We start from the raw sequence: 22,379 nt of genomic DNA on the forward strand, positions 1-22,379 counted from the left end.
AGCATCAATGGAAAATCATCGTCGCGATAACGAGACGCAGATCGCCTATCACCGCCGCCGGCTGAATGAGCTGAAGGAGGTTCGCCAGCCATGGGAGGCCGAGTGGCGGGCGCTGGCAGAGCATATCGAGCCGACGCGGCTCAGGCTTCATTCCGGCCGGGAAGGCCCGCGCTCGCGTGACAAGATCATCGACAGTACCGGCACCCATGCCTATGAGACGCTGAAATCGGGCATGCATTCGGGGCTGACCTCACCGGCGCGGCCCTGGTTCCGGCTGACGACCTTCGATCCGGATCTGAAGAAGCGGGATTCCGTCAAAGTCTATCTCGCCGCCGTGCAGGACAAGATGCGCGAGGTCTTTGCCGCCTCCAATCTCTATCGCGCCTTCCATATCGGCTATGGCGATCTCGGCCAGTTCGGCCAATCGGTGGCGATCCTCGTGGAAGACGAGGAGACTGTCATCCGCGTGCAGCAGTTGGTGCATGGCCGCTTCTGGATCGCGAGGGATCACAAGGGCAAGGCGACCACGCTCTACCGCACCTTCCGCTGTTCCGTGCAGCGCATCATCGAGCGCTTCGGTTACGACAATGTGCCGGAACGGCTGCAGAGCCTCTATGACACGTCGAAATATGGCGAATGCTTCGATGTCTACCACGCCATCGAGCCGCGCTACGACCGCGACCCCAGACTGATCGACAAGCGCAACAAGCCCTTTCTCTCCAATTACTGGATCGACGAGATCGGGAGCGAATTGTTGGAAGAAAGCGGCTTCGATTCCAACCCGATCATCGCACCCGCCTGGGAGCTTTCCGAAGACGATCACTATGCGCTGTCTCTCGGCCAGAAGGCGCTCGGCGACATCAGGATGCTGCAGCTGGAGCAGACGCGAAAGCTCGAGGGCATCGACAAGAAGGTGCGCCCGCCGATGAACGCGCCGACCTCGATGCAGAACAGCCCCGCTTCGCTGCTGCCGGGCGCGGTCAACTACGTGGATGACCCGACCGGCAAGGGTTTCCGCCCGGCCATGGAGGTGAACCTCAGCCTGATGGAGCTGCGCGAAGATATTCAGGAAGTGCAGAACCGCATCGAGAAGACCTTCTTTGCCGATCTCTTCTTCGCGATCACCAATATGGAAGGTGTGCAGCCGCGCAACCAGTTCGAGCTGACCCAGCGCAAGGAAGAGCAGCTCCTGCAGCTCGGCCCCGTGCTGGAAAACGTCTTCGGCGACCAGCTGGGGCCGACGATCGACCGCACTTTCGACATCCTCGCCGCCCGCGACGAGCTGCCCCCGCCCCCGCCGGAGCTGCAGGGCATGGAGCTGAAGGTGGAATATATTTCGACGCTCGCCCAGGCGCAGCAGGCGGTTGCGACAGGTGCGATCGAGCGCGGCGTCGCCTTCATGGGTCAGGTCTCGGCGGTGAAGCCCGAAGCGCTTGATAAACTCGATGTCGACGAGGCGATCGACCTCTATTTCGATGCGATCGGCGCCCCACCCTCGATGATCCTGGCCGATGACAAGGTGGAGGATATCCGCGCGCAGCGGGCCCAGCAAATGCAGGCGGCGCAGACCGCCCAGATGGCCTCGCAGGTGGCGCCTGCCCTCAATCAGGGCGCCAAGGCCGCACAGGTACTGGCCGATGCCAATGACAACCCGAATGGATCAGCGCTTCTGCGCCAGCTGGGCCTCGCCTGATGGATCATTTTAAGGATCAACCGTCTCTGCCCCACAACGTCGAGCGGGATGAGATCACCGCGGCGTTCCGCGAGGTCTTCGCCACCGCATCCGGCAACCGCGTGCTGTTCTGGATGCTGGAACAGTGCGCGATCTACCAGGAGGCTTACGCAGGGGAACTCGTCAACGCCACGCATTACACGCTGGGCAAGCAGGGCGCCGGCCGGAGGCTGATCGCCGAGCTCGACCGCATCGACCCGACGCTCTACCCGCGCCTGCTGCTGGCGATCGCGGATCTCAAGGCAAATGACAAGGCAGCGGCGGCAAGCCGCGCCGCAAGTGAGGAAGGCGAAGACCATGACAGCGATGCTTAAGATCGGCAGGCCGGAAATCGCGATGAGCGCCGAAGGCCCAAATAGCGGCGGCGGTGGCAGTGGCAGCAGCAGTGAAGGTGCTGCACCGGAAACCATTCTCTTTCCCGATGATATGCCATCACCGGATGGTGACACCGGTGGCGATGACCACGCCGAAACCGAAGACCGCGACGCCGGCAAGCCCGATGATAGCGGCGACGATCCAGCCGACCGCGTGCCCGACGATGGCCGCTACACGTTGACCATGCCCGAAGGCATCGAGGTGGATCAGGAGCTGATCGACGCGCTCGGCCCCGATTTCCACGATCTCGGCCTCACAAACCGCCAGGCGCAGCAGCTGGCCGACCGCTTCATCGAGATCCAGGGCCGGCGTGGCAAGGCGGCATCCGAAGCCTGGGCCGGCCGCGTTCAGGGCTGGGCCGACGAGGCCCGCCGGGACCGCGAGATCGGCGGCGCAAAATGGGGCGGCACCGTGGGCTCGGCCCAGCGCGCGCTCTCCCGCCTCGGCACCCCGGCGCTGCGCGAGTACCTGAATACCAGCGGTGGCGGCAACCACCCCGAAATGATCAGAATTTTCGCAAAGGTCGGATCGATGATCCAGGAGGACAACCCACCGAATGGCGGCGCGGGCGGAAACGGCCGAAAAGCCGAAACCGCGCACCTGATGTTTCCCAAAGACGCACCGAAGGGCTGATAAGACATGGCCACCATTGGCAGCTACTACCCCAACCTCGTTGACGCATTCAAAGGCTCTGCCGAAGGCGCCGTCATCGAGCTTCTCTCCCAGCAGAACCCGATCCTCGACGACGCGATGGCCGTCGAATGCAACATGGACGCCGTGCACCGCCATATGGTGCGCACCGGCCTGCCCTCGGTCTCCTGGGGCCGCCTCTACCAGGGCATCAAGCAGTCCAAGGCGACGATGCAGCAGGTGGACGACACGACCGGCTTCGTGCATGCCCGCTCCGAAATCGACATGCGCCTGCTCGATCTGGCACCTGACAAGGCCAAGGCCCGCCTCGTCGATACCATGCCCTTCATCGAGTCCCTGAGCCAGGAAATGGCCTCCGGCCTCTTCTACCATGATACGGCAACGACCCCGGAGAAGTTCAAGGGCCTGTCTGCCCGCTACTCCGCCTACAACCCCAACCTGCCGAATGTCGCGCAGCCGAACATCGCCAACCAGGTCGTCCATGGCGGCGGCACGGGTGCCGACAATACCTCGATCTGGTTCGTCACCTGGGGCGACCACGCCACCCACCTTCTCTACCCCAAGGGCACGAAGGCCGGTGTGAAGATCGACGACAAGGGCGAGCAGCGCGTGCTCGATGCCAATGGCGACCCCTACTATGCCAAGGAGACGCTCTACACCTGGCATCTGGGCGCGGCCGTCAAGGACTGGCGCTATAATGCCCGCGTCGCCAATATCGACGTCTCCGACATGATATCAGGCACCGTCGATCTCTGGGCGCTGATGCGCAAGGGCTACTACCGCCTGCAGTCCCGCCGGCTGAATGCCAAGGCGAGCCGCATCGCCATCTACATGAACAAGGATGTGCTCGAAGTGCTCGACGTCCAGTCCACCGACCGGGCGCTGACCTCCGACCGGCAGAACACCGTGCACCTGACCACGCAGTTCGTCGAGGGCCAGGAAGTGAAGTTCTATCGCGGCATCCCGATCCGCGAGACGGACGCCATTCTCAACACCGAAGCCGCCGTTCCGGCGCTCGCCTGATCGTCTCCATCAGCCCGCCGTCATCGGGCGGCGGGCGCTTCTCTTTAACGAAAGGCACTTCTCATGATTTTCGACCGGCAGACGCTGCTTTCGGACGCGCAGGTTATCACCGCAACCGGCCCCAGCACCAATGTCATCAATCTCGGCCCGATCAGGACGGGTCTGACCCGCGATATCGGCAAGGGCGAACCGATCCCCTTCCTCATGCAGGTGGTGGAAAGCTTCAACAACCTGACGTCGCTCGCCGTCACCATCCAGACCGACGACAACGAGGCCTTCCCCTCGCCGAAGGCGGTCATATCAACCACGCTCACGCTGGCCGACCTCAAGGCCGGCAAGATCATCCCGCCGAGCCACATTCCGCGTGGCACGGATGAGCTTTACCTGCGCCTGCTCTACACGGTGACGGGTACTGCGCCGACCACGGGCAAGATCACCGCCGGCTTCACCGCTGGGGTTCCCTCGCATGGTTGATGTGATCGCCATCGAGCGCGGCTATTTCGGCGGCGCCAGACGCGAGCCCGGCGAGCGCTTCGCTCTGCCGGACGCGCTTTGGAAGGACGAAAAGCACCGCCCGAAATGGGTGCGGCTTGCCCGATCCGGCGCCAGGGCGGAAGCGGAGCCGGCCGAGAAAAAGCCGGCCGCAAAGCCAGCCAAGCCCGCCACGCCTCCCGAGCCAATCGGCAACGGCGTGCAGGAAGCCCTTGGCGGCCCCGCCCCGGACTGGGTGGCGCCGGAAATCCAGAACTCCTCCCAGCCTGGCGACTGACACAAGCTGATCGACAGGCCACCTAGGGCGGCTTCGGCCGCTCTTTTTTTCTCTCCGAGCGAAGGCAAGGCGCCAATGGCGAAACTCTATAATATGCAGCGCGTCCAGGGCGTCGTGATCGTTCCCGACGGCACGCGCATGTTCAACAACCGCCCTGTCATCGGCATCCGCGATGTGGGCGGCTCCACCCTGTTTACCGATAACAAGCCCGTCCTCGGCATCGACATCATCAGCGATGGCGCGACCATCTATAACGACCTGCCCGTGTTCGGCGCCGTCAGGATATCAGATGGGCGCAGCCTCTACGGCAACGCGCCGGTCGTTCCCGTGAAGGGCGCAGATATCGTGGTGCCGCTTCCCGCCCTGCCTCTGGCGACAGGCGCAAAGATCATGGGCCTCGGCCACAGCTTCATCGGCCTCGGTGCCGCGCAGACCTATACCGCAGGACAGACGGCGACGAATGGCCATACCGGTTTCTATGAGAATGGCCGCACCGTCCTCTCATGGATCAAGGCAGCCGATGGCCGCTTCAACCTCGACATTTTCGCCGAACTCAACCATCCGTTCTTCACGCCGAGTTCCTTTGCGGCCTTCTCCGGCGCCATGGGCGGAAAATCAGGCGATTGCCTTTTCCCCGTTCCCGGCCTGGAAGCGCAATTCCCCGGCACGCTGGCCCGCACCGCCTACGCTCTCGGCCAGAAGCCGGACATCGTCTATATCGACATCGGCTATAACGATATCGTCCGAAACAGGACGCTTACTCAGATCGTTGCCGACCTCGACACCCAAGTGCAGCGCATCGTCGATGCCGGCATCTACGTGATCCTGCAGACACTGAGCTGGACAAACACGCTCGACGATCAGCCCGGCACCGACGATCCGGCATGGCCCGGCATCCTTGACGGCGTCAATGCGTGGATCGTCGCGCAGGCGGGCCGCGAAGGCGTCATGCTCTGCAACACGCTTGCGCTCGATGGCCCCGCCTCCGGCATCTCGCCTGCCATGTTTGTCGATGGACTTCACCCCAAGCCCGACCTGATGGCAAAACGATCAGACATCCTCCTGCCGATCCTGCAGGGCATGGTTTCGGCCGGGGAAACGCGCTCGCTCGATCCGCTTGCCGCCTACAACATCTTCCCGCCCAAGGGCACGCCGGGGATCACCGGCACCAAGACAAACGTCACCGGCGATGTCGCCACCGGCATGCGCCTGGTTCGCGGAACCGGCACCTCGACCTATGTCGGCAGCAAGGAAGTGGCGGCGGCTGGACGACGGGTAACTACATCGGCGGGCGCAACCGCTCGCTCATCTGCGGCTCGAAACTCTGGCTCCCGACCGGGCTGACGATGACGAACATCCGGCTCGATAATTTGCTGGTCCTGCGGCACCTCTGCAATACGGGAGGCACGGGGGGTTGCCAAGATCGGCGCGCCGATCATTCGTAAGCTTGCTGCTGATCCTCGGGCCGCATGGAAGCTGGCGGCCTGACCCCCGCCGTATCTGAAGCGGGTGTCCTGGATGCCTTCAGTTTGTCCCTCAGCAACAAGAGCAATATCCCTGCTAAAATGAAGGCCTGCAAGGACAAGTAGGCGTACAAGATCCACCAGAACATGGCTCATTCATTCTCCCCCTAGGTGGGAGTGAAATATGACAGCAGTTACTACGGAAAACAGGGACCAAGGTCTGATGTGGCGACCCCGCGTGGAAAAGGGTGCCTCCCGGTCAGGGAAAGACACCCTTTTCTTGCCGACTCTGAAGGCGCCAGCAGGAAAGAAATTAGCGGACAGACCGTAGTCTGCAATCGGACCAAAGTCCGACGCCGACTAATTCGATGCCTCCGGCCAGCGCATCGCTCATGCGGCAAGTAGCCAAAGCCAGAAACAGCCGTTTCACCGACATCAGGCGATCGGTTGCGGCATCCGCTACCCTCATCTGCTAGCGAGGACCTTCTTGCCGAAGAGCCTCGCAATGAGAGCCGTTGCCACGCGCAATGCAACGGGTGCGGCAGAGGGCCGGCGAATGCTCGGCTGCAGGCCCGCCGTCAGGCGGGAACGTGGTGTCGGATGGATCTCATCTCTCATGGACCAACCATCGCCTTCCCGGGCGTCTACGCCCCGAGGCGAAATCGCTTCTTTGACGACCTTGTCCTTTGAGCTGACGATACCGGAAACGTTGCCTTTGTTCACAGCAACGGTCTGTATCAACTCGTCTATGTCGTAAACCTGCTGCGTTTCTTCAAACAGCTGCTCGATGCCCATTCCACCCGACCCCGGAAGCTCAACCCGAAGGGAGCGGTATCAGGCTGGAAATTGCACGTAAATCGCGCAATGCAACAAGGCCGAGAGAAAATCAGATCAAGGTCAACCGGTAAGGTTAAATACCACCAGCCCCAACCTCATAAGTGGGACGCCTCTATCCAGTAGGATGACGCTAAGTTTGATTGATCCCTCCGTCGAAGATCACGGAGGCGCGGCAGGTAGTATCGAATGCAGTACAGGCTAGCGAGAGGCCGACGGTGGATGAAGGCATCTGGTTCTGCGGTCCATTGAAAAGGGTGCCTCCCGGTCAGGGAAAGACACCCTTTTCTTGCCGACTCTGAAGGCGCCAGCAGTAAAGAAATTAGCGCAATGCGTGCGGTCTGCCATCGGACTAAGGTCCCATACCTTCCATATCCGCGGCTCGAAACTCTGGCCTCCGCCTAGGCTGACGATGACGAACATCCGCCTCGACAACCTGCTGATCCCAAGACACCTCTGCAACACGTGCGGCACCGGGGTCGCTAAAATCGGGGCGCCGATCATCCGCAAGATCGGCAGTCCGAGAGCTGTCTCGGAACTGGCGGCCTGACCCGCCACCCCAAAACGAAGCCCGCCAAAGGGTGTTGGCGAACTTCCCAGGAGAAAGAGTTGAAAAGGGTGCTCGGGGTCAGGAAAGAGACACCCTTTTCGTGCTGACTCTGGAGGCATCAGCCGAACAGAAATTAGGAGGCAGATCGCGGTCTTCAATCGGACTAAAGTCCCACACGCCGCGCCCGACCCTCCTGCACGACCGCACATCCGAACCGGTAAAGCGGGTGAGATTCGATGTGGCGAACCGCGAGACGCAAAAACTTTAGAAAATTCGAAAATAAAAAACTATTCGTGCAATTTGATGATACGATGACAGTTGATAGAATAATATTTTAATAGAGGTAAAATCATGAAATCGCTTTTTCCTGAAATGTCTACAAGGCAGATAGTCGTATTCATGATCGAGACATCCGTTCTCGTCGCATCGCTCGTTGCTGTCCTCTCTGTAACGATACCTTTGCTCTGATTTCGACGCCCTTGTGCGTTTAATCGGGACTGTTTTTGAAAACGACGTCCCTCTGACAAATAAAAGCGGCGACGGAGAAATCGCAAAAAGAGGCCCGCCGAAGCGGGCAAGTTTTTTGAGGAAAGGTCAGACAGCGCGGCCGAGGCTATTGAAGGGTCAAGCGGACGTGCACCCGCCGCGTGGTCCATGCCACCTTAACTGACCCGATATCTAAAAGTTCCGATCAGACCTTGCCTCTGGCGGCAGAGACCAAAACCTTCAACTGGTCGAAATTGTGCACGCCCTCACGGAACAGCTCGATGGTAATCGCGGCGATGCGCGCCGTCTCCTCGTCATCCCTGTCAAGCTGAAATTCTGCCTGCACGGCATCAAGCACGCGCTGGCAAATGGCGAGATCATCCGACGTCATCGGTTGATCGCGCCCTCTTATGTGACGTTCAATCATTCGATCCCTCCATCATTGGAAATCGGGATTCGAGATAATTTCGGATGGCGGATTTTCAAGCGTGTTTCGCCAGAATTTACGGGCAGGCAGAGGCCCGGCCCCTCGTGCTGACCAGGCCTCCCCATCACCACCTCGTCAGTGCTGAGCATGGCGGCGGGTCCACTACCCTCATCGCCGCTGCTCGTCAATCGTCGCAGCGTTCCTTGAGGTCAATGAAGAACGGTAAGCGCTGTAACACCAGCTTCGTCTGCGGCCCGGATGATGGCCGCTCTGAGCTCGTCGGCTCCGGCTTTACCGGTCATCACGTCCAGGCAGGCTTTCACGGCAGACAGGAACTCCTCGCCATCGTCGGATGGCCATTCCCTCATCAGCGCGTTGGCAGCTTCCCCGACCGTCCGGACAATCAAACGTCTGTTCCCGTCCTTGAAGACAAGGATGACCGGATCGAACGATGCAGAAGTGTCCCATTTCATTACGCTTGGTTCCCGACGAACTAACATATCGGTAACCTTGCAAAAGTCATGCCGCTGCACGCTGCGGTTAGGCAATTGCCGTTGGCCGCATGGCTGAATGACGAAAAACGGCCGGCGAAAGCCGGCCGTTCTAGAGGCGGTAACTGCGGTCTTCAGACCAGCAGAGAGCTGTTGATCAGGATGTCGCTGTGGTCGAAGAAGGCCTTGTTGACGCCGAGGAAGGCGATGTCCTGTGCGGCATGGGCCGTGCCTGCGCCATCGGCATCGTAGGAGAGAATGCCGGAAGCGGCATTGTAGATCAGCTCCGGACCGGCCTTCGTCCCGACAGCACCCCACTTGTTGACGATCTCGAAGGATGCGGCATCCACCACGCCGTTATTGTCGAGATCGAGGCCGGTGAAGGCGGTACCGAGCGAGATCTTGTCGTTGGCATCGAAATCCCAGATCGAATCCTTGTTGGCGGCACCCATCTCGTTGAAATGGAACGTATCGGCGCCGCCCTTGCCATAGAGGCTGTCATTGCCTGCACCGCCGGCGATGACGTTGTTGCCGGCATTGCCGGTGATCATGTTGGCGAGACCATTGCCGATGCCGTTGATGTTTGCCGCGCCGTTCATGCGCAGGTGTTCGACAAAGGCATTCTTGTTGAGGTTGACGCTGACCGTCGCCCAGATCGTGTCGGTGCCGCCGATCACCGTTTCGCCGACTACCCGGTCGCCGGCATTGTCGAAGACATAGCCGTCATTGCCGTTAGAGCCACGCATCGTATCGGCGCCGGCGCGCCCATCGATCCAGTCGGCTCCGGTCGTGCCGTAGAACGTGTCGTCATCCGCAGAACCGGTGATCACCACACGCTCCACCGAGTCCAGCGTGACGATGGAATGGTAGCCATCAGCGCCGAGGATGTCGTAGGTCACCATACTGCCGGTTGCAGTTGCGGTGATGTGCTTGGCGAGGGAGAAGTCGAGCGCGGCAGAGTCGTTGCCGTTCTGGCCGTCAAAATAGGCCGATTGACCATGAACGAAGGCCATAGGGTCTTCTCCTCCCCCAAGGCCCTGCTTGTACACCAGCATGTCATCGCCAATGCCGCCGGTGATGAGATTGCGGGAGTGATCGCTCGTGACGAGGAATGTGTCGTTGCCTCCTCCGCCGGCAAGCGTGTTGTCGCCCGCGAAGCCGTCGAGGATGTTGTTACCATTGCTTCCAAAAATACGATTATTGCGTTCGTTGCCGTAGCCTGAAGCATTGCCCTCGAGCAGATTGAGGTTCTCGATATTGGTACCAAGTGTGTAGGTTAGCAGCGTTGTACTAACGGTATCGTAACCGCCTAAGCCAAAGTCTATGCCAAGATCGATAACCTGATCGCCGACATCATCAACGACGTAGGTGTCGGCCTCGGTTCCGCCGATCATTATATCAGCGCCGGCGCCGCCATTGATGAAGGCGTTAAGACCGTCATAGACCTTGATGTAGTCATTGCCGGCACCAGTGAGGATGCTCGCGAAATTTGCCCAGGTCACTTCGACATGATTATCGCCGTTCCCTCCATAAATGCTGAGGTGGTCGGCAATAACGTCATGGGTATTGAGCGGCGCATCAGATAGCTGGCCGTCAAAGAAGGCCTGATTCATTGTGTTGTCGCCGCTAAAATACAACGACCAAGGCCCTGATCCGAGAGTAAGCCCTAGGGACGTATCGAAAGAACCTATTGCCAGGGAGGTATCGACAGATCCACCCGTAAATGTAGTGCTGTCGACAAACTGACCGAAGTACGCATCATTGGTCTGCGTAAGAATAATCGTTCCCATGAAAATCCCTCAAAAAAACTCTGCGAGCGCGAAATCACATCGGCGCTCTCCTGGTCGAGCTGGCAGCGCTCGTTGACACCCATTGTCCGCAAAAAACGGCCGGCAAAACCGGCCGTTTCCCATGTTTTGGACCTCGCCTTCAGACGAACAGAGAGCTGTTGATCAGGATGTCGCTGTGGTCGAAGAAGGCCTTGTTGACGCCGAGGAAGGCGATGTCCTGTGCGGCATGGGCCGTGCCGGCGCCATCGGCATCGTAGGAGAGAATGCCGGAAGCGGCATTGTAGATCAGCTCCGGACCGGCCTTCGTCCCGGCTGCACCCCACTTGCTGACGATCTCAAAGGACGCGGCATCCACCACGCCGTTATTGTCGAGATCGAGGCCAGTGAAGGCAGCGCCGAGCGAGATCTTGTCGTTGGCATCGAAATCCCAGATCGAGTCCTTGTTGGCGGCACCCATCTCATTGAAATGGAACGTATCCGCCCCGCCCTTGCCATAGAGGCTGTCATTGCCTGAGCCGCCGGCGATGACGTTGTTGCCAGCATTGCCGGTGATCATGTTGGCAAGACCGTTGCCGATGCCGTTGATATTTGCGGTGCCATTCATGCGCAGGTTTTCGACAAAGGCATTGTCGTTGAGATTAACGCTGACGGTCGCCCAGATCGTATCCGTGCCGCCGCCTGCCACCTCATCGACAACCCGGTCACCGGCATTGTCGAAAACGTAGCCATCGTCGCCTGCCGAGCCGTAGATCTTGTCCGCACCGGCCCTTGCATCGATCCAGTCATTGCCTGACGTGCCGTAGAAGGTATCGGCGGCGGCGGAACCGACGATGTTCACGCGCTCCACCGAGGTCAGCGAAACGGTGGAGTGGTAGCCGTCGGCGCCGAGGATATCGTAGACGACGGTATTACCGTTCACCGTTGCGGTAACGGACTGCGCAAGCGAGAAGTCCAGTCCGGCAGAGTCGTTGCCGTCTTCACCATCGAATATGGCTGACTGGCCGTGGGAGATTGCCCAAGGAAGTTCTCCTCCGCCCAAACCTTGCTTGTACACAAGCATATCGTCGCCGGTGCCGCCGAAAACGGAATTGCGTGAGGAGTCGCTTGTGACAAGGAACTTGTCATTGCCTTCCTCGCCGAAGAGATAGTTGGTGCCCGCGCGGCCGTCGATGACGTTATTGCCCGAGCTTCCGGTGATGTTGTTATCAAGTTCGTTGCCGTAGCCCGAAGCATCTCCGTCTGTCAGAAAGAGGTTTTCGATGTTCGCTCCGAGGGTGTAGGTCGAAAGTGATGTGACAACGGCGTCTCCAAAACGGAAGCTGCCGCCGAGCTCGATAACCTGATCGCCGACATCGTCAACGACATATGTGTCGATCTCGGACCCTCCAACCATCGTGTCGGCGCCGGCGCCCGCGTCCAAATATGTGGATCCGGCAAAACCACTTGCCTTGATGTAATCGTCACCCGCACCCGTCACTATCGCCGCATAAATTGCATCCGACACTTCCACGTGATCATTGCCATTGCTCCCGAAGGCAAAAACCATCGAGCCGGTTACATAGGCATTCAGCGGTGTATCGGAGGCTTGGCCGTTGTCGAAAGCCTCGCCCATTTTCGCTCTGTTGTTTTCAAAAAGCCACCAGGGTCCTGATCCGAGAGTAAGCCCCAGAGACGTATCAAAAGAACCTATCGCCAGCGAAGTATTGGAAGACCCACCCGTAAATGTCGTGCCGTCGATAAACTGACCGAAGGATTCTTCTCCAGTCTGAGTAAGAATAATCGTTCCCATAAAAACCCCACAAAAAATTCTGCGAACGGGGGATTTCTTTCATGGCTGCAACCAGAAGTCAAAGCATTGGTTAACAAATACCTAACGCTGTTGCAGCGCGGCAATATTTTAGACAATACAAATATATAGATACTATAGGGCGCCACCTCGCCCATCAAAAATGAAGGGCAACCGGCTTCCCGCGGGGCCGAAATACAGCAATATTGCGCCCGAAAGACGCAAATTCCGATCATCAGGTGGTCGACAAACTAGAAAAGAAGCCACAAAAAAGCGGCCAGCAACAGCGCCGCGGCGATGAGCTTCAGGATCGTGACTCCAGACGGGGGTGGCTTCCTGCGCGCGACGATATATGGCTCGATGATATTCTGGAAAAAGATGTCCCGGTCTTCGGGTCGCGTGGACATCAGTTGTACGTACCGGGATATCGTGATGCCGCTTGCCTGGGCGCTGCCACCATCGGCGTATTGGATCTCAAGGGTGCGGTCGCTCTCATTGTACTTCACCTTCCGCACCTTGTGACACTCAAAGGAAGTCCAGGTCATTGTGACATCCGAATAGAATTGTTCCTGATGTGAAAGACTATTGCTCGCTTTAGGCGATAGCCAGGCTGGCTACATAGTCATACATGACGCTGATCTTGACAAATTGCCCATAATAGTTAGTTGCGAACAATTATTTAGCCGCAATGCCATCCGCCGCCGGTTTGCAACCGGGATGTGACAGTCGTTATATCTTTTGATGGAAAGCCGGGGTAGGAGATGGAAGAAAGATCCAGGTTCGTCTCCTGCTGAGTTTGCAGCATCGGCAGCGGGCAAGTGAGAGTGGGCAGCAGGAAAGTCTACTGAAACTTGCGGATTGCAACCGAGCGAAGAAAGCGCTGCTCAGGTGAAGAGCTCACCTGCTACGATACGCGATGAAGCCACAGCATTACCTCTTGATCATCTTCGTTGCGCCGCCGCTCATTGCGCTTGCGCTCGGGATTTTCATGATCGCCGCATCATTCCATCATGAGCCGGCGGACCCGCGTTCGACAGGAACGATCGGTGTCAAAAAAGGCGGCAGGATCGGCAATCCCGGCTACACGCTTCCGCCCCCGCAACCAGGCGGCGACTTTCAATAGAATTGCCCAAACCGTGGCCACCCCTCGCCACCGCTGTCAGCGCTGCTTCAGCTCGGGCCGTCTCTCAGGATCTGCGCACCAGCGGCGGCAGGGTAATGAAGGGATTGTCGGGATCGTAGCTCATCTTCGGCTTGCCCTTTCCGGCCTTGAGCAATCCCGGCGCAAGATGCCCGTTCGGGCCGAAGAGATAGGCGCTTCCCGCGCAGAGATGGGCAAGCGCGCGATAGTCGAAATAGCGGAAGGTGCTGTCGGCAAGGAAAGCCGCCTCGTTATAGGCCTTGCCCTTGATCTCGGCAAAGCGGGTCTCGGTCATATAGGCGTAGAGCGCCTTCTTGTTGAGCGATGCACCGCTGCACAGAGTGGCGAGCGAAGTGGCGAGCTTCACGACCCTCAATGTCTGGGCATCCGGGTTGTCGAGCGGCTTCATCGCCTGGGCGACGTAATAATTCGCCGCCGGATCGTTCGTCATGGATTTCTTCCAGAAGGAAGGCAGCTCCGCCGCAGTGGCGCAGTCAACAGAAGCAAGGCCTCCAGAAGCGATCGCAAGAATTGCCGCGAATAGAGAAAATCTGAAATTATAGGTCACTTCACCCCCCAACCGGCACACCTGCGCCGCATCGTCAGCGTTGCTTCAGCTCAAGCCGGATCCTGTAAAAATTCTCTGCATCCGCCATCGCCTTCACGTCGCATTGCTTCGTGCCGACGGCCACGGTGACGATATCGCGGACATCGGTGGTCAGCCAGATCGGCGCCTCGCGTGCGTAGGAGCGTCCGGGAAGCGCGCGCCAGTTGACGAAGAAAATGCCCACCTCCTCGCCGGCCGCATTGAGGAAGCCTGCGACGACGCAGACCTGGTCGTCATCATCTGGGTCTTCGTTCCTGAGCGTGATTCGCGAGGTGACGGAGTTCGTCTTCGGGTCGGTGCGGAAGGCGAAGCTGTAATATTGCGGCCGCTTCCAATCCCATTTGTCCTCGACGAGTTTGCAATATCCATTCTCGACGGAGAGACATTCCTGCGCGGCGTGCACGCGCCAGACGTAGTTCTGCCATCCGTCCTCGTTGGGAATGGGGGCATGGTCGCTGGTCAGGAGGCCAAGGGCGATGGAGAGCTGTTTGAGGGTCGGCATAATAGGATGCTCGCCGGATTCGCCGCAGCGCGCAAGCCCCTGATAGCAGGGGCCTGCAGGCCGGACCGGACGATCCTGCCTGCATCATCTCAATGTCTTGCAGGGGACGATCAGGACAATTGACCGCGCTTGCCGGTGACCATGCGAAGCACCTGTTTCGCGCGTCCTTCGGCACCTTCGGCCGAGCGCGGATAGGCATCGCGGATATGACGCGTGTAATACCAGCCGGGGGACGTGGCCGTGACCAGGTTTTCATACACGACCAGTGGCACGTTGAAATATCTGCGGTGGCCCTTGAGGCGAATCTCGATGTCGAGGACCCCAGTCGACGGGTCGTAGGCAACGGATTTCACGAGTTTTGACGAAAGTTCCATCGTTGCTCCTATGCTGCGTCGCACAATGGAACCCCGGTTGGGATAATAGTCAAGCCTTTGTAATGTTTCGGGACACATTACCTCATAAACCTTGCCTTACGTGAATGCCGCTCTAAAAGGCGCCGAACCCAGACAGATTGCCGCCCTGCAGCATTTCGCCTCACCCGCTCCTTAACCCAAAATCCGTTTTCCATTGAACGCACCAGACTTCTCCAGCTATATAGGAGAAAACGCGAAATCTCGGAGACAAGCATGCGGCAGGAAGATATCGAGGAGTCCGTCGCCGAGAGCGGCTACAGGCAGATTCGCGCGGATATCATCTTCGGGCGGCTTTCGCCCGGCCAGAAGCTGAAACTCGAAAATCTCAAAGGCGCCTATGGCACCAGCGTCAGCACGCTGCGCGAGATCCTCAACCGGCTGACCTCGGAAGGGCTCGTCGTGGCCGAGGGTCAGCGGGGGTTTGAGGTCGCCGGCGTTTCCGTCGCCGATCTCCGGGAGATCGCGGCGCTGAGATTGCTGCTCGAGGAACATGCGCTGGAGCAATCCTTCGAGCAGGGGGATGTGGAATGGGAAGCGCAGCTGGTCTCCGCCCATTACAAGCTGGCGCGCATGGAAAAGGTCATGGCAACGGGCAATACAGCCCAAGCCGAGGACTGGAAGCGCTATGACTGGGAGTTTCACCAGGCACTGATTGCCGCCTGCGGCTCGCGGCTCCTGATGGAAACGCATTCGGCCGTCTTCGACAAATATCTGCGTTACCAGATGGTGGCGCTTTCCTATCGCGGCAGCGTGGCGGAAGAGGAGCACCGGCAGCTTCTGGAGACCGCCCTCAAGCGCGACAGCAAGACCGCCAAGGAAATCCTGCAGCGCCATATTCAGGCGGGCGTCGAACATGCGCTCGGCAGGGGGCTGTTGTCCTCCCTGCCCGCGCAGGCCAGGGGATGACGGCCTGATGCGCGGCGAAAAACCCATGCCGAAGCTGGCAAGCGAAGCCTCCGAGACGATCAGCGATGTCGTCTTCAGGCAGATCCGGCAGGATATCATATCCGGGGCACTCGCCCCCGGCGCCAAGATCAAGCTCGAACAGGCGAAAGAACACTATTCGATCAGTGTCTCGTCGCTGCGCGAGATCCTGAGCCGCCTTGCGATGGAAAATCTCGTGCTTGCCGAGGGACAGCGCGGCTTCGAGGTAAGCCCGGCCTCAGCCAAGGAGCTGGAGGAGCTTGCCGATCTCCGGACCGTGCTCGAAACCCACGCGATCGGTCTTTCCTTTGCCGCCGGAAACCTGGAATGGGAAGGCCGCATCGTCGCCGCCCATCACAAGCTGGCGGCGGCCGAGCGGAAGCTTCTGGCGGGGGACGCCTCGCGCACTGTCGACTGGGTGCGCTATGACTGGGAATTCCATCAGGCGATCGTTTCTGCCTGCAATTCGGCGACGCTGATGGCGACACTGTCCTCGGTCTTCGACCGGTTTCTGCGCTATCATATGCTGGCGCAAAGCTTTCGCGGGCAGGCCGTGGTCGATGATCACAAGCTGCTGTTCGAGCTGGCGCTGAAGCGCGATGTCGAAGGTGCAAGGGCCGTGATCCGCAGGCATGTGCAGAGCGGTGTGGAGCATGTGCTGAAGAGCGGGCGGATTGGGTGAGCGGCGTAAGGCTGTACTGTCGGAGGTTGTGCCATGTGGCACCCCCCTCTGCCTTGCCAGGCATCTCCCCCACAAGGGGGGAGATCGACAAGTGGCCTCACCCCGCATCCCTCGGAATCCCCTCCGGCCGCATCTGCTTCTTCAGCGCCGCAATCCGGAAGATCGCGTTCGGCGCCCCGTATCCGCGATAGGCGCGGCGCTCCACCACCTCGAAGAAGAAGCCCTCCCCGTAAGTCCCGCTATAGAGCTGGAAATACTCGCCCTCACCATCCCGGTCATAGAGGATGTTTTCCGCCTTCAGGCGTTCGGTCAGCTCCGGCTCCAGGCCGAAGCGGGCCTCCACATCGTCGTAATAGTTCGGCGAGATCGGCAGTGGCTTGAAGCCTTTGGCGCGTAAGCGCTCGGCGGTAGCGAAGATATCCTTGGTCGAAAACGCCAGATGCTGGATGCCGGAGCCGAATTTTTCGGCGATGAAATGGCCGGCGAGCGTGCGGCGGTTTTCCGCACCGTTCATGGTGATGCGGAGTGTCCCCGCCTCGTTTTCGATCACCTGGCTGCGCACCACGCCGGCGGGATCGATGATATCGACCATGGGGGTTTTACGGGTCTCGAAGATCGAGGTGTAGAAGAGCAGCCAGGTCAGCATCTCGTCATAGGCGACGGTCTGGGCGATGTGATCGACCTGCAGCAAGCCGGCATCTTCGGCCTCGCCCCCTTCCGAAACCGGCTCGAAATCGATCTCGGAGAAGCGGCCGAGCGGGCTTTTTTCGTCGATGAGATAGATCAGCCCGCCGCCGACACCGCGGATCGCCGGCAGCTGCAATTCGCCTTCAATGACGGCCTGGGTGAAGGGTTCGGCATCGAGCGCCAGCGCGCGGGCATAGGCTTCCGCCGCGTCTTCGACGATAAGCGCCACTGCATAGGCAAATGTGCCGTGCACCGCATAGGCGGCATTGGCAAAACCTTCGGGATCGACATTGATGAGGATGCGGATATCGCCCTGCTGGAAGAGCGTCACCTTCTTGGAGCGATGCACGGCGGTCTTCCGGAACCCGAGCGCTTCCAGAATGCCGACGAGCTCCACCGCTTCCTCATCATCGGTGGCGAATTCGATGAAGCCGACGCCTTTGACGGCCGCGCGCGGGGGCATATCGATGCCGACTGGCGTCTCCACCTTGCGGCGGATCTGGTCGGCCAGATAGATCAGCGAACGGTGGCCATCGGCAGCGATCGCCCGCGTCGAGCCGCCGCGGAACTGGTCGTTGAAGATCTCCAGCGAGAAGAAGCCGTCATAGCCGGTGGAGGCCACGGCCTCGGTAAATTCCGTCACCGGCAGATCGCCCTCGCCCGGCATGTTGCGGAAATGCCTGGACCAGTAGAGCAGGTCCATATCGATCAGCGGCGCATCGGCAAGCTGCACGATGAAGATCTTTTCCTTCGGGATCGAGCGGATGGACGTGATGTCGATCTTGCGCGACAGCGAGTGGAAACTGTCGAGGATCAGCCCGACATTCTCGTGATCGGCACGGCGCACGATCTCCCAGGCATCGCGGTGGTCGTTGACATAGCGGCCCCAGGCGAGTGCCTCGTAACCCACCTTCAGCCCGCGCTTGGCCGCTCGTTCTCCCAGCTCGTGGAAATCGGCCGCTGCCCTATCGATACCGCCAAGGGCTGCCTGCGAGACATTGGAGCAGACGAGCACCATGTCCGTGCCGAGTTCCTGCATGATGTCGAACTTGCGTTCGGCCCGGTCGAAAGTGCGGCTGCGCAACCCCTCCGGCATGCCCTCGAAATCGCGGAAGGGCTGGAAGAGCGTAATGACAAGGCCGAGGTCGCGCGCCATGCGGCCGACATCGGCGGGGCTGCCGTCAAAGGCCAGGAAGTCGTTTTCGAAAATCTCCACGCCGTCGAAGCCGGCGCGCGCAATCGCTTCGAGTTTTTCCGGCAATTCGCCTGAGAGCGTCACCGTCGCAATCGAGGTCTTCATGGCTCGCAAATCCTCCTCGTTATCGGGCGCGATGGCGGAAACCAGCGACCCTCCTCATGGCATTATGGCAAACGTCGTTAGGATTGCAATTCAATTGATCAAATCAAAAGTCTCATATGATTTTCAAAAACTATGTTGATTTATGAGCGCCCCTCTGGCAAACATGATGTGAACAGTCGGGAGAGGATGACTGTGAGGCCGTTTTTGACGGCCGCCAAAAAGGAGGAGATTCCAATGCTGAAATCGTTGCTGACGCGGCGTGGCGCCATGCTGGGTGCCGCCGCTCTCGTGGCCGCCATCGGGCTTGCAAACCCGGCCGCCGCCGTCACCCCGGAAGAAATCAAGGCCCGCGGCAAGCTGATCGTCGGCATCCAGGGCGACAATCCGCCATGGGGCTTCGTGACCAGCGCCGGCAAGCAGGATGGCCTGGATGCCGATATCGCCACGCTCTATGCCAAGGAACTCGGCGTCGAAGTCGAATTCGTGCCGCTGGAAGTGAACAACCGCATTCCGGCGCTGACCACCGGCCGTGTCGACGTGCTCTTCGCCACCATGGCCATGCTGCCGGATCGCGCCAAGGCCGTGCAGTTTTCCAAGCCCTATGTCGCCAATGCCATCGTGCTGATCGGCGCCAAGTCCACCTCGATCAAGACCAATGAGGATATGGCGAACCTGACGATCGGTGTCGCCAAGGGTGCCGCGCAGGATACGCAGGTAACGAAGAATGCGCCGTCCACCGCCACGATCCGCCGTTTCGATGGCGATGCAGCAAGCGTGCAGGCGCTGGCTTCCGGCCAGGTGCAGGCGCTCGGTGGCAACATCTTCTACATGGACCGCGTCGAAAAGGCCCGCCCTGGCGAATTCGAAAACAAGCTTGAATTCCAGAAGCTCTACAACGGCGCCTGCACGCGTCTGGGCGAAAAGGAAATCAACGCCTCGATCAATACGTTCATCGACAAGATCAAGGCGAATGGCGAGCTGAAGAAGATCTACGACAAGTGGATGAAGGTTCCGGTTCCGGAATTCCCGGAAAAGCTTGAGGGCATCCCCTTCGCCGTAAACTGAGCGATCCGCTCTCTTTCGTGACAGCAATAAGGGCGGGCATGCCAATGCCCGTCAACGCAACAGCCATGCCCAACCACGGCATAAGGCCCTGCCCCGTTTGAGGTGCGCGACATGACCAGAACCATCTTTGTGCTCAACGGACCGAACCTGAACCTGCTTGGCGAGCGCGAGCCCGCCATCTACGGCTCGACCACCCTTGCCGATATCAGACAGATGTGTCTCGCAAAGGCAAAAAGCCTCGGCTTCGAGATCGACTTCCGCCAGACCAATTTCGAGGGCGAGCTGGTGGAAAGCGTGCATCAGGCCCGCAAGGATGCCTGCGGCATCATCATCAATCCCGCCGGCTACAGTTTTACCTCGATTGCGCTCCTCGATGCCTTGAAAACCTTCGATGCGCCGAAGATCGAGCTGCATATTTCCAATGTCCATGCCCGCGAGGAGATCTATCACAAATCCCTCGTCTCGCGCGTCGCCACCGCCATCATGATCGGCTTCGGCGCCCGCGGTTATGAGCTGGCGATCGAGGCGATGGCGGATATGGTCGGAGCGGCAAAAGCAGCATGAATTATCAACTGGATTTCACGCCCGTCATCGATGGCTTGCCGAGCCTGCTGCTCGGCTGTCTCGGCACCTTTCTTCTGGCGCTTTGCGGCATGGCCCTGGCAATCGTCATCGGCATCGGCGGCGTGGCGCTGCGGGATTCCCATATCAAGGCGCTGCGCTGGCTGGTGATCGGCTTTGTCGAGCTCATCCGCAACACGCCCTTCCTGGTGCAGATCTTCTTTCTCTTCTTCGCTTTGCCGCTGATCGGCATCCGCCTCGACCCGACACCGACGGCCATCATCGCGCTCGGCATCAATGGCGGCGCCTATGCGATCGAGATCATCAGGGGCGGTGTGCAATCCATCCCCAAGGGGCAGATGGAAGCGGGCCTGGCGCTCGGCCTGCACAAGGTGCAGGTGTTCCGGCTGATCATCCTGAAGCCGGCGCTGAGGGCGATCTACCCCTCGCTGACCAGCCAGTTCGTGCTTCTGACGCTGTCGACCAGCATCTGCTCGGCCATCTCGGCCTACGAGCTGACCTCGGTCGCCCAGCGCATCGAATCCGACAGCTTCCGCAGCTTCGAGGTCTATTTCACCGTCACGGTGTTCTACCTCATCATTTCCTGGCTGATGATGCGCCTCTTCGCGCTCTTCTCGGCCCGTTATTTCACCTATCCGGTCAAGTGAGGGCACCATGGGCAGCGAAGAATTCATCTTCCTTCTGATCGGCCTGAAATGGACCGTGTTACTCTCGGCCGTCGGTTTCGTCTGCGGCTGCATCGCCGGCCTTGGCGTAGCGCTGGCGCGCACCTGCGGCATAGTGTGGGTGGAGCGGCTAACATCGGCTTATATCGCTGTCTTCCAGGGCACGCCGCTCCTGATGCAGCTCTTTGTCACCTATTACGGGCTCGCCCTCATCGGCTTCAAGCTCGATGCCTGGGTGGCGGTGGCGATCGGCCTCACGCTCCATGCCAGCGCCTATCTCGGCGAGATCTGGCGCGGCGCAATCGAGGCCGTGCCGCGCGGCCAGACGGAGGCGGCAAAAGCCCTCAGCCTCAAATATGTCTCGCGCATGAAGGACATCATCCTGCCGCAGGCGCTGCGCATCTCCCTGCCGGCGACGATCGGCTTCCTGGTGCAGCTCATCAAGGGCACGTCGCTTGCCTCCATCGTCGGCTTCACGGAGCTGACGCGGGCCGGCAACATCATCTCCAACCAGATCTTCCAGCCGCTCACCGTCTTCGGCATCGTCGGCATCCTCTATTTCCTGATGTGCTGCCCGCTGACCATTTTTGGCGCGCGCCTTGAGCGTCGCTTCAACGCCGCGCACGCGCGCTGATGCCGCGCCCTAGCGAAACGGACCAGAGACCATGACCACAGCACCCGCACCCTCATCTGAAACCATGATCACCATGAGCCATGTGGAGAAATGGTACGGCGCCTTCCAGGCCCTGCACGATATCAATATCGATGTGCACAGGGGCGAGCGCATCGTGCTCTGCGGCCCCTCGGGCAGCGGAAAATCGACGCTCATCCGCTGCATCAACCATCTGGAGACCTACGAGAAGGGCGAGATCCGCGTCGGCGGCATATTGCTTGGCAATCAGGCCAAGGCGATCGACGCGATCAGGCGCGAGGTCGGCATGGTCTTCCAGCAGTTCAACCTCTTCCCGCATCTGACCGTGCTGCAGAACTGCATGCTGGCGCCGATGCGCGCGCTTGGCGTGCCCAAGGCCGAAGCCGAAGACCGCGCCCGCACCCTGCTTGCGCGTGTAAAAATCTCCGAACAGGCCGATAAATATCCGGTGCAGCTCTCAGGCGGCCAGCAGCAGCGCGTGGCAATAGCGCGTGCGCTCTGCATGCGCCCCAAGGTGATGCTCTTCGACGAGCCGACCTCCGCACTCGACCCCGAGATGGTCAAGGAAGTGCTGGATACGATGATCAGCCTTGCCGAGGAAGGCATGACGATGATCTGCGTGACCCATGAAATGGGCTTTGCCCGCCAGGTCGCCAACCGGGTGATCTTCATGGCAAGCGGCGCGATCGTCGAGGAGGCGGCACCGGCCGAATTCTTCACCAATCCCCGCCACGAGCGCACCCGCAAATTCCTCGGCGAAATCCTGCGCAACTAGGATCTGA

Annotated in this window: 25 protein-coding genes; 15 read left to right on the forward strand and 10 right to left on the reverse strand. The window is 59.8% G+C overall.

Features of this window, described 5'->3' with window-relative positions:
- Positions 1-7 precede the first annotated feature (7 nt).
- The 7 genes from AB8B33_RS12110 to AB8B33_RS12140 all read left to right on the forward strand — a co-directional run bounded on the left by AB8B33_RS12110 (position 8) and on the right by AB8B33_RS12140 (position 5,894).
- Complete coding sequence (locus tag AB8B33_RS12110) at positions 8-1,693, forward strand: portal protein (protein WP_439015549.1); 1,686 nt, start codon at positions 8-10, stop codon at positions 1,691-1,693.
- Complete coding sequence (locus tag AB8B33_RS12115) at positions 1,693-2,046, forward strand: hypothetical protein (protein ID WP_439015550.1); 354 nt, start codon at positions 1,693-1,695, stop codon at positions 2,044-2,046. The genes AB8B33_RS12110 and AB8B33_RS12115 overlap by 1 nt, the downstream gene beginning before the upstream one ends.
- Complete coding sequence (locus tag AB8B33_RS12120; protein WP_439015551.1) at positions 2,030-2,740, forward strand: hypothetical protein; 711 nt, start codon at positions 2,030-2,032, stop codon at positions 2,738-2,740. Before AB8B33_RS12115 ends, AB8B33_RS12120 begins: the two co-directional genes overlap by 17 nt.
- Before the next feature lie 6 nt (positions 2,741-2,746).
- The gene (locus AB8B33_RS12125) at positions 2,747-3,781 is read left to right on the forward strand and encodes a major capsid protein (protein WP_439015552.1); all 1,035 of its coding nucleotides are present in this window, start codon (positions 2,747-2,749) and stop codon (positions 3,779-3,781) included.
- Positions 3,782-3,844: 63 nt separating this feature from the next.
- Positions 3,845-4,255, forward strand: a complete 411-nt coding sequence (locus AB8B33_RS12130) for a Bbp16 family capsid cement protein (protein ID WP_439015553.1) — start codon at positions 3,845-3,847, stop codon at positions 4,253-4,255.
- Positions 4,248-4,550 carry a hypothetical protein gene (locus AB8B33_RS12135; RefSeq protein ID WP_439015554.1) on the forward strand — a complete coding sequence of 101 codons (303 nt, stop codon included), beginning with the start codon at positions 4,248-4,250 and terminating at the stop codon, positions 4,548-4,550. The genes AB8B33_RS12130 and AB8B33_RS12135 overlap by 8 nt, the downstream gene beginning before the upstream one ends.
- A gap of 75 nt (positions 4,551-4,625) precedes the next feature.
- Entirely contained in the window at positions 4,626-5,894 is a 1,269-nt protein-coding gene (locus AB8B33_RS12140; RefSeq protein WP_439015555.1) for an SGNH/GDSL hydrolase family protein, read from the forward strand.
- 584 nt (positions 5,895-6,478) lie between these two features.
- Here AB8B33_RS12140 and AB8B33_RS12145 read toward each other — a convergent pair.
- The 6 genes from AB8B33_RS12145 to AB8B33_RS12170 form a co-directional block, all read right to left on the reverse strand.
- Positions 6,479-6,808 (reverse strand): hypothetical protein, encoded by a 330-nt coding sequence (locus AB8B33_RS12145; protein ID WP_439015556.1) that lies wholly within the window; start codon positions 6,806-6,808, stop codon positions 6,479-6,481.
- A 1,280-nt stretch (positions 6,809-8,088) separates the two neighbouring features.
- The gene (locus AB8B33_RS12150) at positions 8,089-8,310 is read right to left on the reverse strand and encodes a hypothetical protein (RefSeq protein WP_439015557.1); all 222 of its coding nucleotides are present in this window, start codon (positions 8,308-8,310) and stop codon (positions 8,089-8,091) included.
- 209 nt (positions 8,311-8,519) lie between these two features.
- Complete coding sequence (locus AB8B33_RS12155) at positions 8,520-8,783, reverse strand: DUF982 domain-containing protein (RefSeq protein ID WP_439015558.1); 264 nt, start codon at positions 8,781-8,783, stop codon at positions 8,520-8,522.
- A 152-nt stretch (positions 8,784-8,935) separates the two neighbouring features.
- The gene (locus AB8B33_RS12160) at positions 8,936-10,414 is read right to left on the reverse strand and encodes a calcium-binding protein (protein WP_439015559.1); all 1,479 of its coding nucleotides are present in this window, start codon (positions 10,412-10,414) and stop codon (positions 8,936-8,938) included.
- A gap of 316 nt (positions 10,415-10,730) precedes the next feature.
- Positions 10,731-12,203 (reverse strand): calcium-binding protein, encoded by a 1,473-nt coding sequence (locus tag AB8B33_RS12165; protein ID WP_439015560.1) that lies wholly within the window; start codon positions 12,201-12,203, stop codon positions 10,731-10,733.
- 425 nt (positions 12,204-12,628) lie between these two features.
- Positions 12,629-12,922, reverse strand: coding sequence for a hypothetical protein (locus AB8B33_RS12170; protein ID WP_439015562.1), 294 nt, complete (start codon positions 12,920-12,922; stop codon positions 12,629-12,631).
- Between the two features lie 371 nt (positions 12,923-13,293).
- Between AB8B33_RS12170 and AB8B33_RS12175 the strand changes: the two genes are divergently transcribed.
- Positions 13,294-13,500 carry a hypothetical protein gene (locus tag AB8B33_RS12175; protein ID WP_113324679.1) on the forward strand — a complete coding sequence of 69 codons (207 nt, stop codon included), beginning with the start codon at positions 13,294-13,296 and terminating at the stop codon, positions 13,498-13,500.
- 64 nt (positions 13,501-13,564) lie between these two features.
- Here AB8B33_RS12175 and AB8B33_RS12180 read toward each other — a convergent pair whose 3' ends face one another.
- From AB8B33_RS12180 to AB8B33_RS12190, 3 genes are all read right to left on the reverse strand, one after another.
- Positions 13,565-13,969 carry a hypothetical protein gene (locus tag AB8B33_RS12180; RefSeq protein WP_439015563.1) on the reverse strand — a complete coding sequence of 135 codons (405 nt, stop codon included), beginning with the start codon at positions 13,967-13,969 and terminating at the stop codon, positions 13,565-13,567.
- 151 nt (positions 13,970-14,120) lie between these two features.
- On the reverse strand, positions 14,121-14,627 hold the full coding sequence (locus AB8B33_RS12185) for a hypothetical protein (RefSeq protein WP_439015564.1): 507 nt from the start codon (positions 14,625-14,627) through the stop codon (positions 14,121-14,123).
- Positions 14,628-14,737: 110 nt separating this feature from the next.
- Complete coding sequence (locus AB8B33_RS12190; protein ID WP_113324682.1) at positions 14,738-15,001, reverse strand: KTSC domain-containing protein; 264 nt, start codon at positions 14,999-15,001, stop codon at positions 14,738-14,740.
- Between the two features lie 252 nt (positions 15,002-15,253).
- Here AB8B33_RS12190 and AB8B33_RS12195 point away from each other — a divergent pair, with 252 nt between their 5' ends.
- On the forward strand, positions 15,254-15,946 hold the full coding sequence (locus AB8B33_RS12195; protein ID WP_439015565.1) for a GntR family transcriptional regulator: 693 nt from the start codon (positions 15,254-15,256) through the stop codon (positions 15,944-15,946).
- A gap of 7 nt (positions 15,947-15,953) precedes the next feature.
- On the forward strand, positions 15,954-16,646 hold the full coding sequence (locus AB8B33_RS12200) for a GntR family transcriptional regulator (RefSeq protein WP_439015566.1): 693 nt from the start codon (positions 15,954-15,956) through the stop codon (positions 16,644-16,646).
- Between the two features lie 97 nt (positions 16,647-16,743).
- On the opposite strand, the gene AB8B33_RS12205 is transcribed toward AB8B33_RS12200, so the two are convergent.
- Entirely contained in the window at positions 16,744-18,633 is a 1,890-nt protein-coding gene (locus tag AB8B33_RS12205; RefSeq protein WP_439015567.1) for a bifunctional sugar phosphate isomerase/epimerase/4-hydroxyphenylpyruvate dioxygenase family protein, read from the reverse strand.
- A gap of 234 nt (positions 18,634-18,867) precedes the next feature.
- Between AB8B33_RS12205 and AB8B33_RS12210 the strand changes: the two genes are divergently transcribed.
- From AB8B33_RS12210 to AB8B33_RS12230, 5 genes are all read left to right on the forward strand, one after another.
- Positions 18,868-19,698 (forward strand): transporter substrate-binding domain-containing protein, encoded by an 831-nt coding sequence (locus tag AB8B33_RS12210; RefSeq protein WP_113324685.1) that lies wholly within the window; start codon positions 18,868-18,870, stop codon positions 19,696-19,698.
- 111 nt (positions 19,699-19,809) lie between these two features.
- A complete protein-coding gene (gene aroQ, locus AB8B33_RS12215; RefSeq protein WP_439015568.1) occupies positions 19,810-20,262 on the forward strand; it encodes a type II 3-dehydroquinate dehydratase in 453 nt (150 codons plus the stop codon).
- On the forward strand, positions 20,259-20,927 hold the full coding sequence (locus AB8B33_RS12220) for an amino acid ABC transporter permease (protein ID WP_439015569.1): 669 nt from the start codon (positions 20,259-20,261) through the stop codon (positions 20,925-20,927). Before aroQ ends, AB8B33_RS12220 begins: the two co-directional genes overlap by 4 nt.
- A 7-nt stretch (positions 20,928-20,934) precedes the next feature.
- Positions 20,935-21,579: an amino acid ABC transporter permease gene (locus tag AB8B33_RS12225; protein ID WP_113324688.1), complete on the forward strand. Its 645-nt coding sequence runs from the start codon at positions 20,935-20,937 to the stop codon at positions 21,577-21,579.
- A 64-nt stretch (positions 21,580-21,643) separates the two neighbouring features.
- Complete coding sequence (locus AB8B33_RS12230) at positions 21,644-22,372, forward strand: amino acid ABC transporter ATP-binding protein (protein WP_439017245.1); 729 nt, start codon at positions 21,644-21,646, stop codon at positions 22,370-22,372.
- Positions 22,373-22,379 lie beyond the last annotated feature (7 nt).

The organism is Rhizobium sp. 768_B6_N1_8, assembly GCF_051811225.1.
In the GTDB taxonomy this organism is placed as follows: Bacteria; Pseudomonadota; Alphaproteobacteria; order Rhizobiales; family Rhizobiaceae; genus Rhizobium.

Coding starts and splice junctions, on each gene's coding strand:
- AB8B33_RS12185 (WP_439015564.1), bottom strand. CDS start 14,627: ATGCCGACCCTCAAACAGCTCTCCATCGCCCTTGGCCTCCTGACCAGC.
- AB8B33_RS12130 (WP_439015553.1), top strand. CDS start 3,845: ATGATTTTCGACCGGCAGACGCTGCTTTCGGACGCGCAGGTTATCACC.
- AB8B33_RS12150 (WP_439015557.1), bottom strand. CDS start 8,310: ATGATTGAACGTCACATAAGAGGGCGCGATCAACCGATGACGTCGGAT.
- AB8B33_RS12195 (WP_439015565.1), top strand. CDS start 15,254: ATGCGGCAGGAAGATATCGAGGAGTCCGTCGCCGAGAGCGGCTACAGG.
- AB8B33_RS12205 (WP_439015567.1), bottom strand. CDS start 18,633: ATGAAGACCTCGATTGCGACGGTGACGCTCTCAGGCGAATTGCCGGAA.
- AB8B33_RS12155 (WP_439015558.1), bottom strand. CDS start 8,783: ATGAAATGGGACACTTCTGCATCGTTCGATCCGGTCATCCTTGTCTTC.
- AB8B33_RS12165 (WP_439015560.1), bottom strand. CDS start 12,203: ATGGGCGAGGCTTTCGACAACGGCCAAGCCTCCGATACACCGCTGAAT.
- AB8B33_RS12160 (WP_439015559.1), bottom strand. CDS start 10,414: ATGAATCAGGCCTTCTTTGACGGCCAGCTATCTGATGCGCCGCTCAAT.
- AB8B33_RS12190 (WP_113324682.1), bottom strand. CDS start 15,001: ATGGAACTTTCGTCAAAACTCGTGAAATCCGTTGCCTACGACCCGTCG.
- AB8B33_RS12170 (WP_439015562.1), bottom strand. CDS start 12,922: ATGACCTGGACTTCCTTTGAGTGTCACAAGGTGCGGAAGGTGAAGTAC.
- AB8B33_RS12140 (WP_439015555.1), top strand. CDS start 4,626: ATGGCGAAACTCTATAATATGCAGCGCGTCCAGGGCGTCGTGATCGTT.
- AB8B33_RS12115 (WP_439015550.1), top strand. CDS start 1,693: ATGGATCATTTTAAGGATCAACCGTCTCTGCCCCACAACGTCGAGCGG.
- AB8B33_RS12230 (WP_439017245.1), top strand. CDS start 21,644: ATGATCACCATGAGCCATGTGGAGAAATGGTACGGCGCCTTCCAGGCC.
- AB8B33_RS12210 (WP_113324685.1), top strand. CDS start 18,868: ATGCTGAAATCGTTGCTGACGCGGCGTGGCGCCATGCTGGGTGCCGCC.
- AB8B33_RS12175 (WP_113324679.1), top strand. CDS start 13,294: ATGAAGCCACAGCATTACCTCTTGATCATCTTCGTTGCGCCGCCGCTC.
- AB8B33_RS12225 (WP_113324688.1), top strand. CDS start 20,935: ATGGGCAGCGAAGAATTCATCTTCCTTCTGATCGGCCTGAAATGGACC.
- AB8B33_RS12135 (WP_439015554.1), top strand. CDS start 4,248: ATGGTTGATGTGATCGCCATCGAGCGCGGCTATTTCGGCGGCGCCAGA.
- AB8B33_RS12110 (WP_439015549.1), top strand. CDS start 8: ATGGAAAATCATCGTCGCGATAACGAGACGCAGATCGCCTATCACCGC.
- AB8B33_RS12125 (WP_439015552.1), top strand. CDS start 2,747: ATGGCCACCATTGGCAGCTACTACCCCAACCTCGTTGACGCATTCAAA.
- AB8B33_RS12220 (WP_439015569.1), top strand. CDS start 20,259: ATGAATTATCAACTGGATTTCACGCCCGTCATCGATGGCTTGCCGAGC.
- aroQ (WP_439015568.1), top strand. CDS start 19,810: ATGACCAGAACCATCTTTGTGCTCAACGGACCGAACCTGAACCTGCTT.
- AB8B33_RS12200 (WP_439015566.1), top strand. CDS start 15,954: ATGCGCGGCGAAAAACCCATGCCGAAGCTGGCAAGCGAAGCCTCCGAG.
- AB8B33_RS12120 (WP_439015551.1), top strand. CDS start 2,030: ATGACAGCGATGCTTAAGATCGGCAGGCCGGAAATCGCGATGAGCGCC.
- AB8B33_RS12145 (WP_439015556.1), bottom strand. CDS start 6,808: ATGGGCATCGAGCAGCTGTTTGAAGAAACGCAGCAGGTTTACGACATA.
- AB8B33_RS12180 (WP_439015563.1), bottom strand. CDS start 13,969: ATGACGAACGATCCGGCGGCGAATTATTACGTCGCCCAGGCGATGAAG.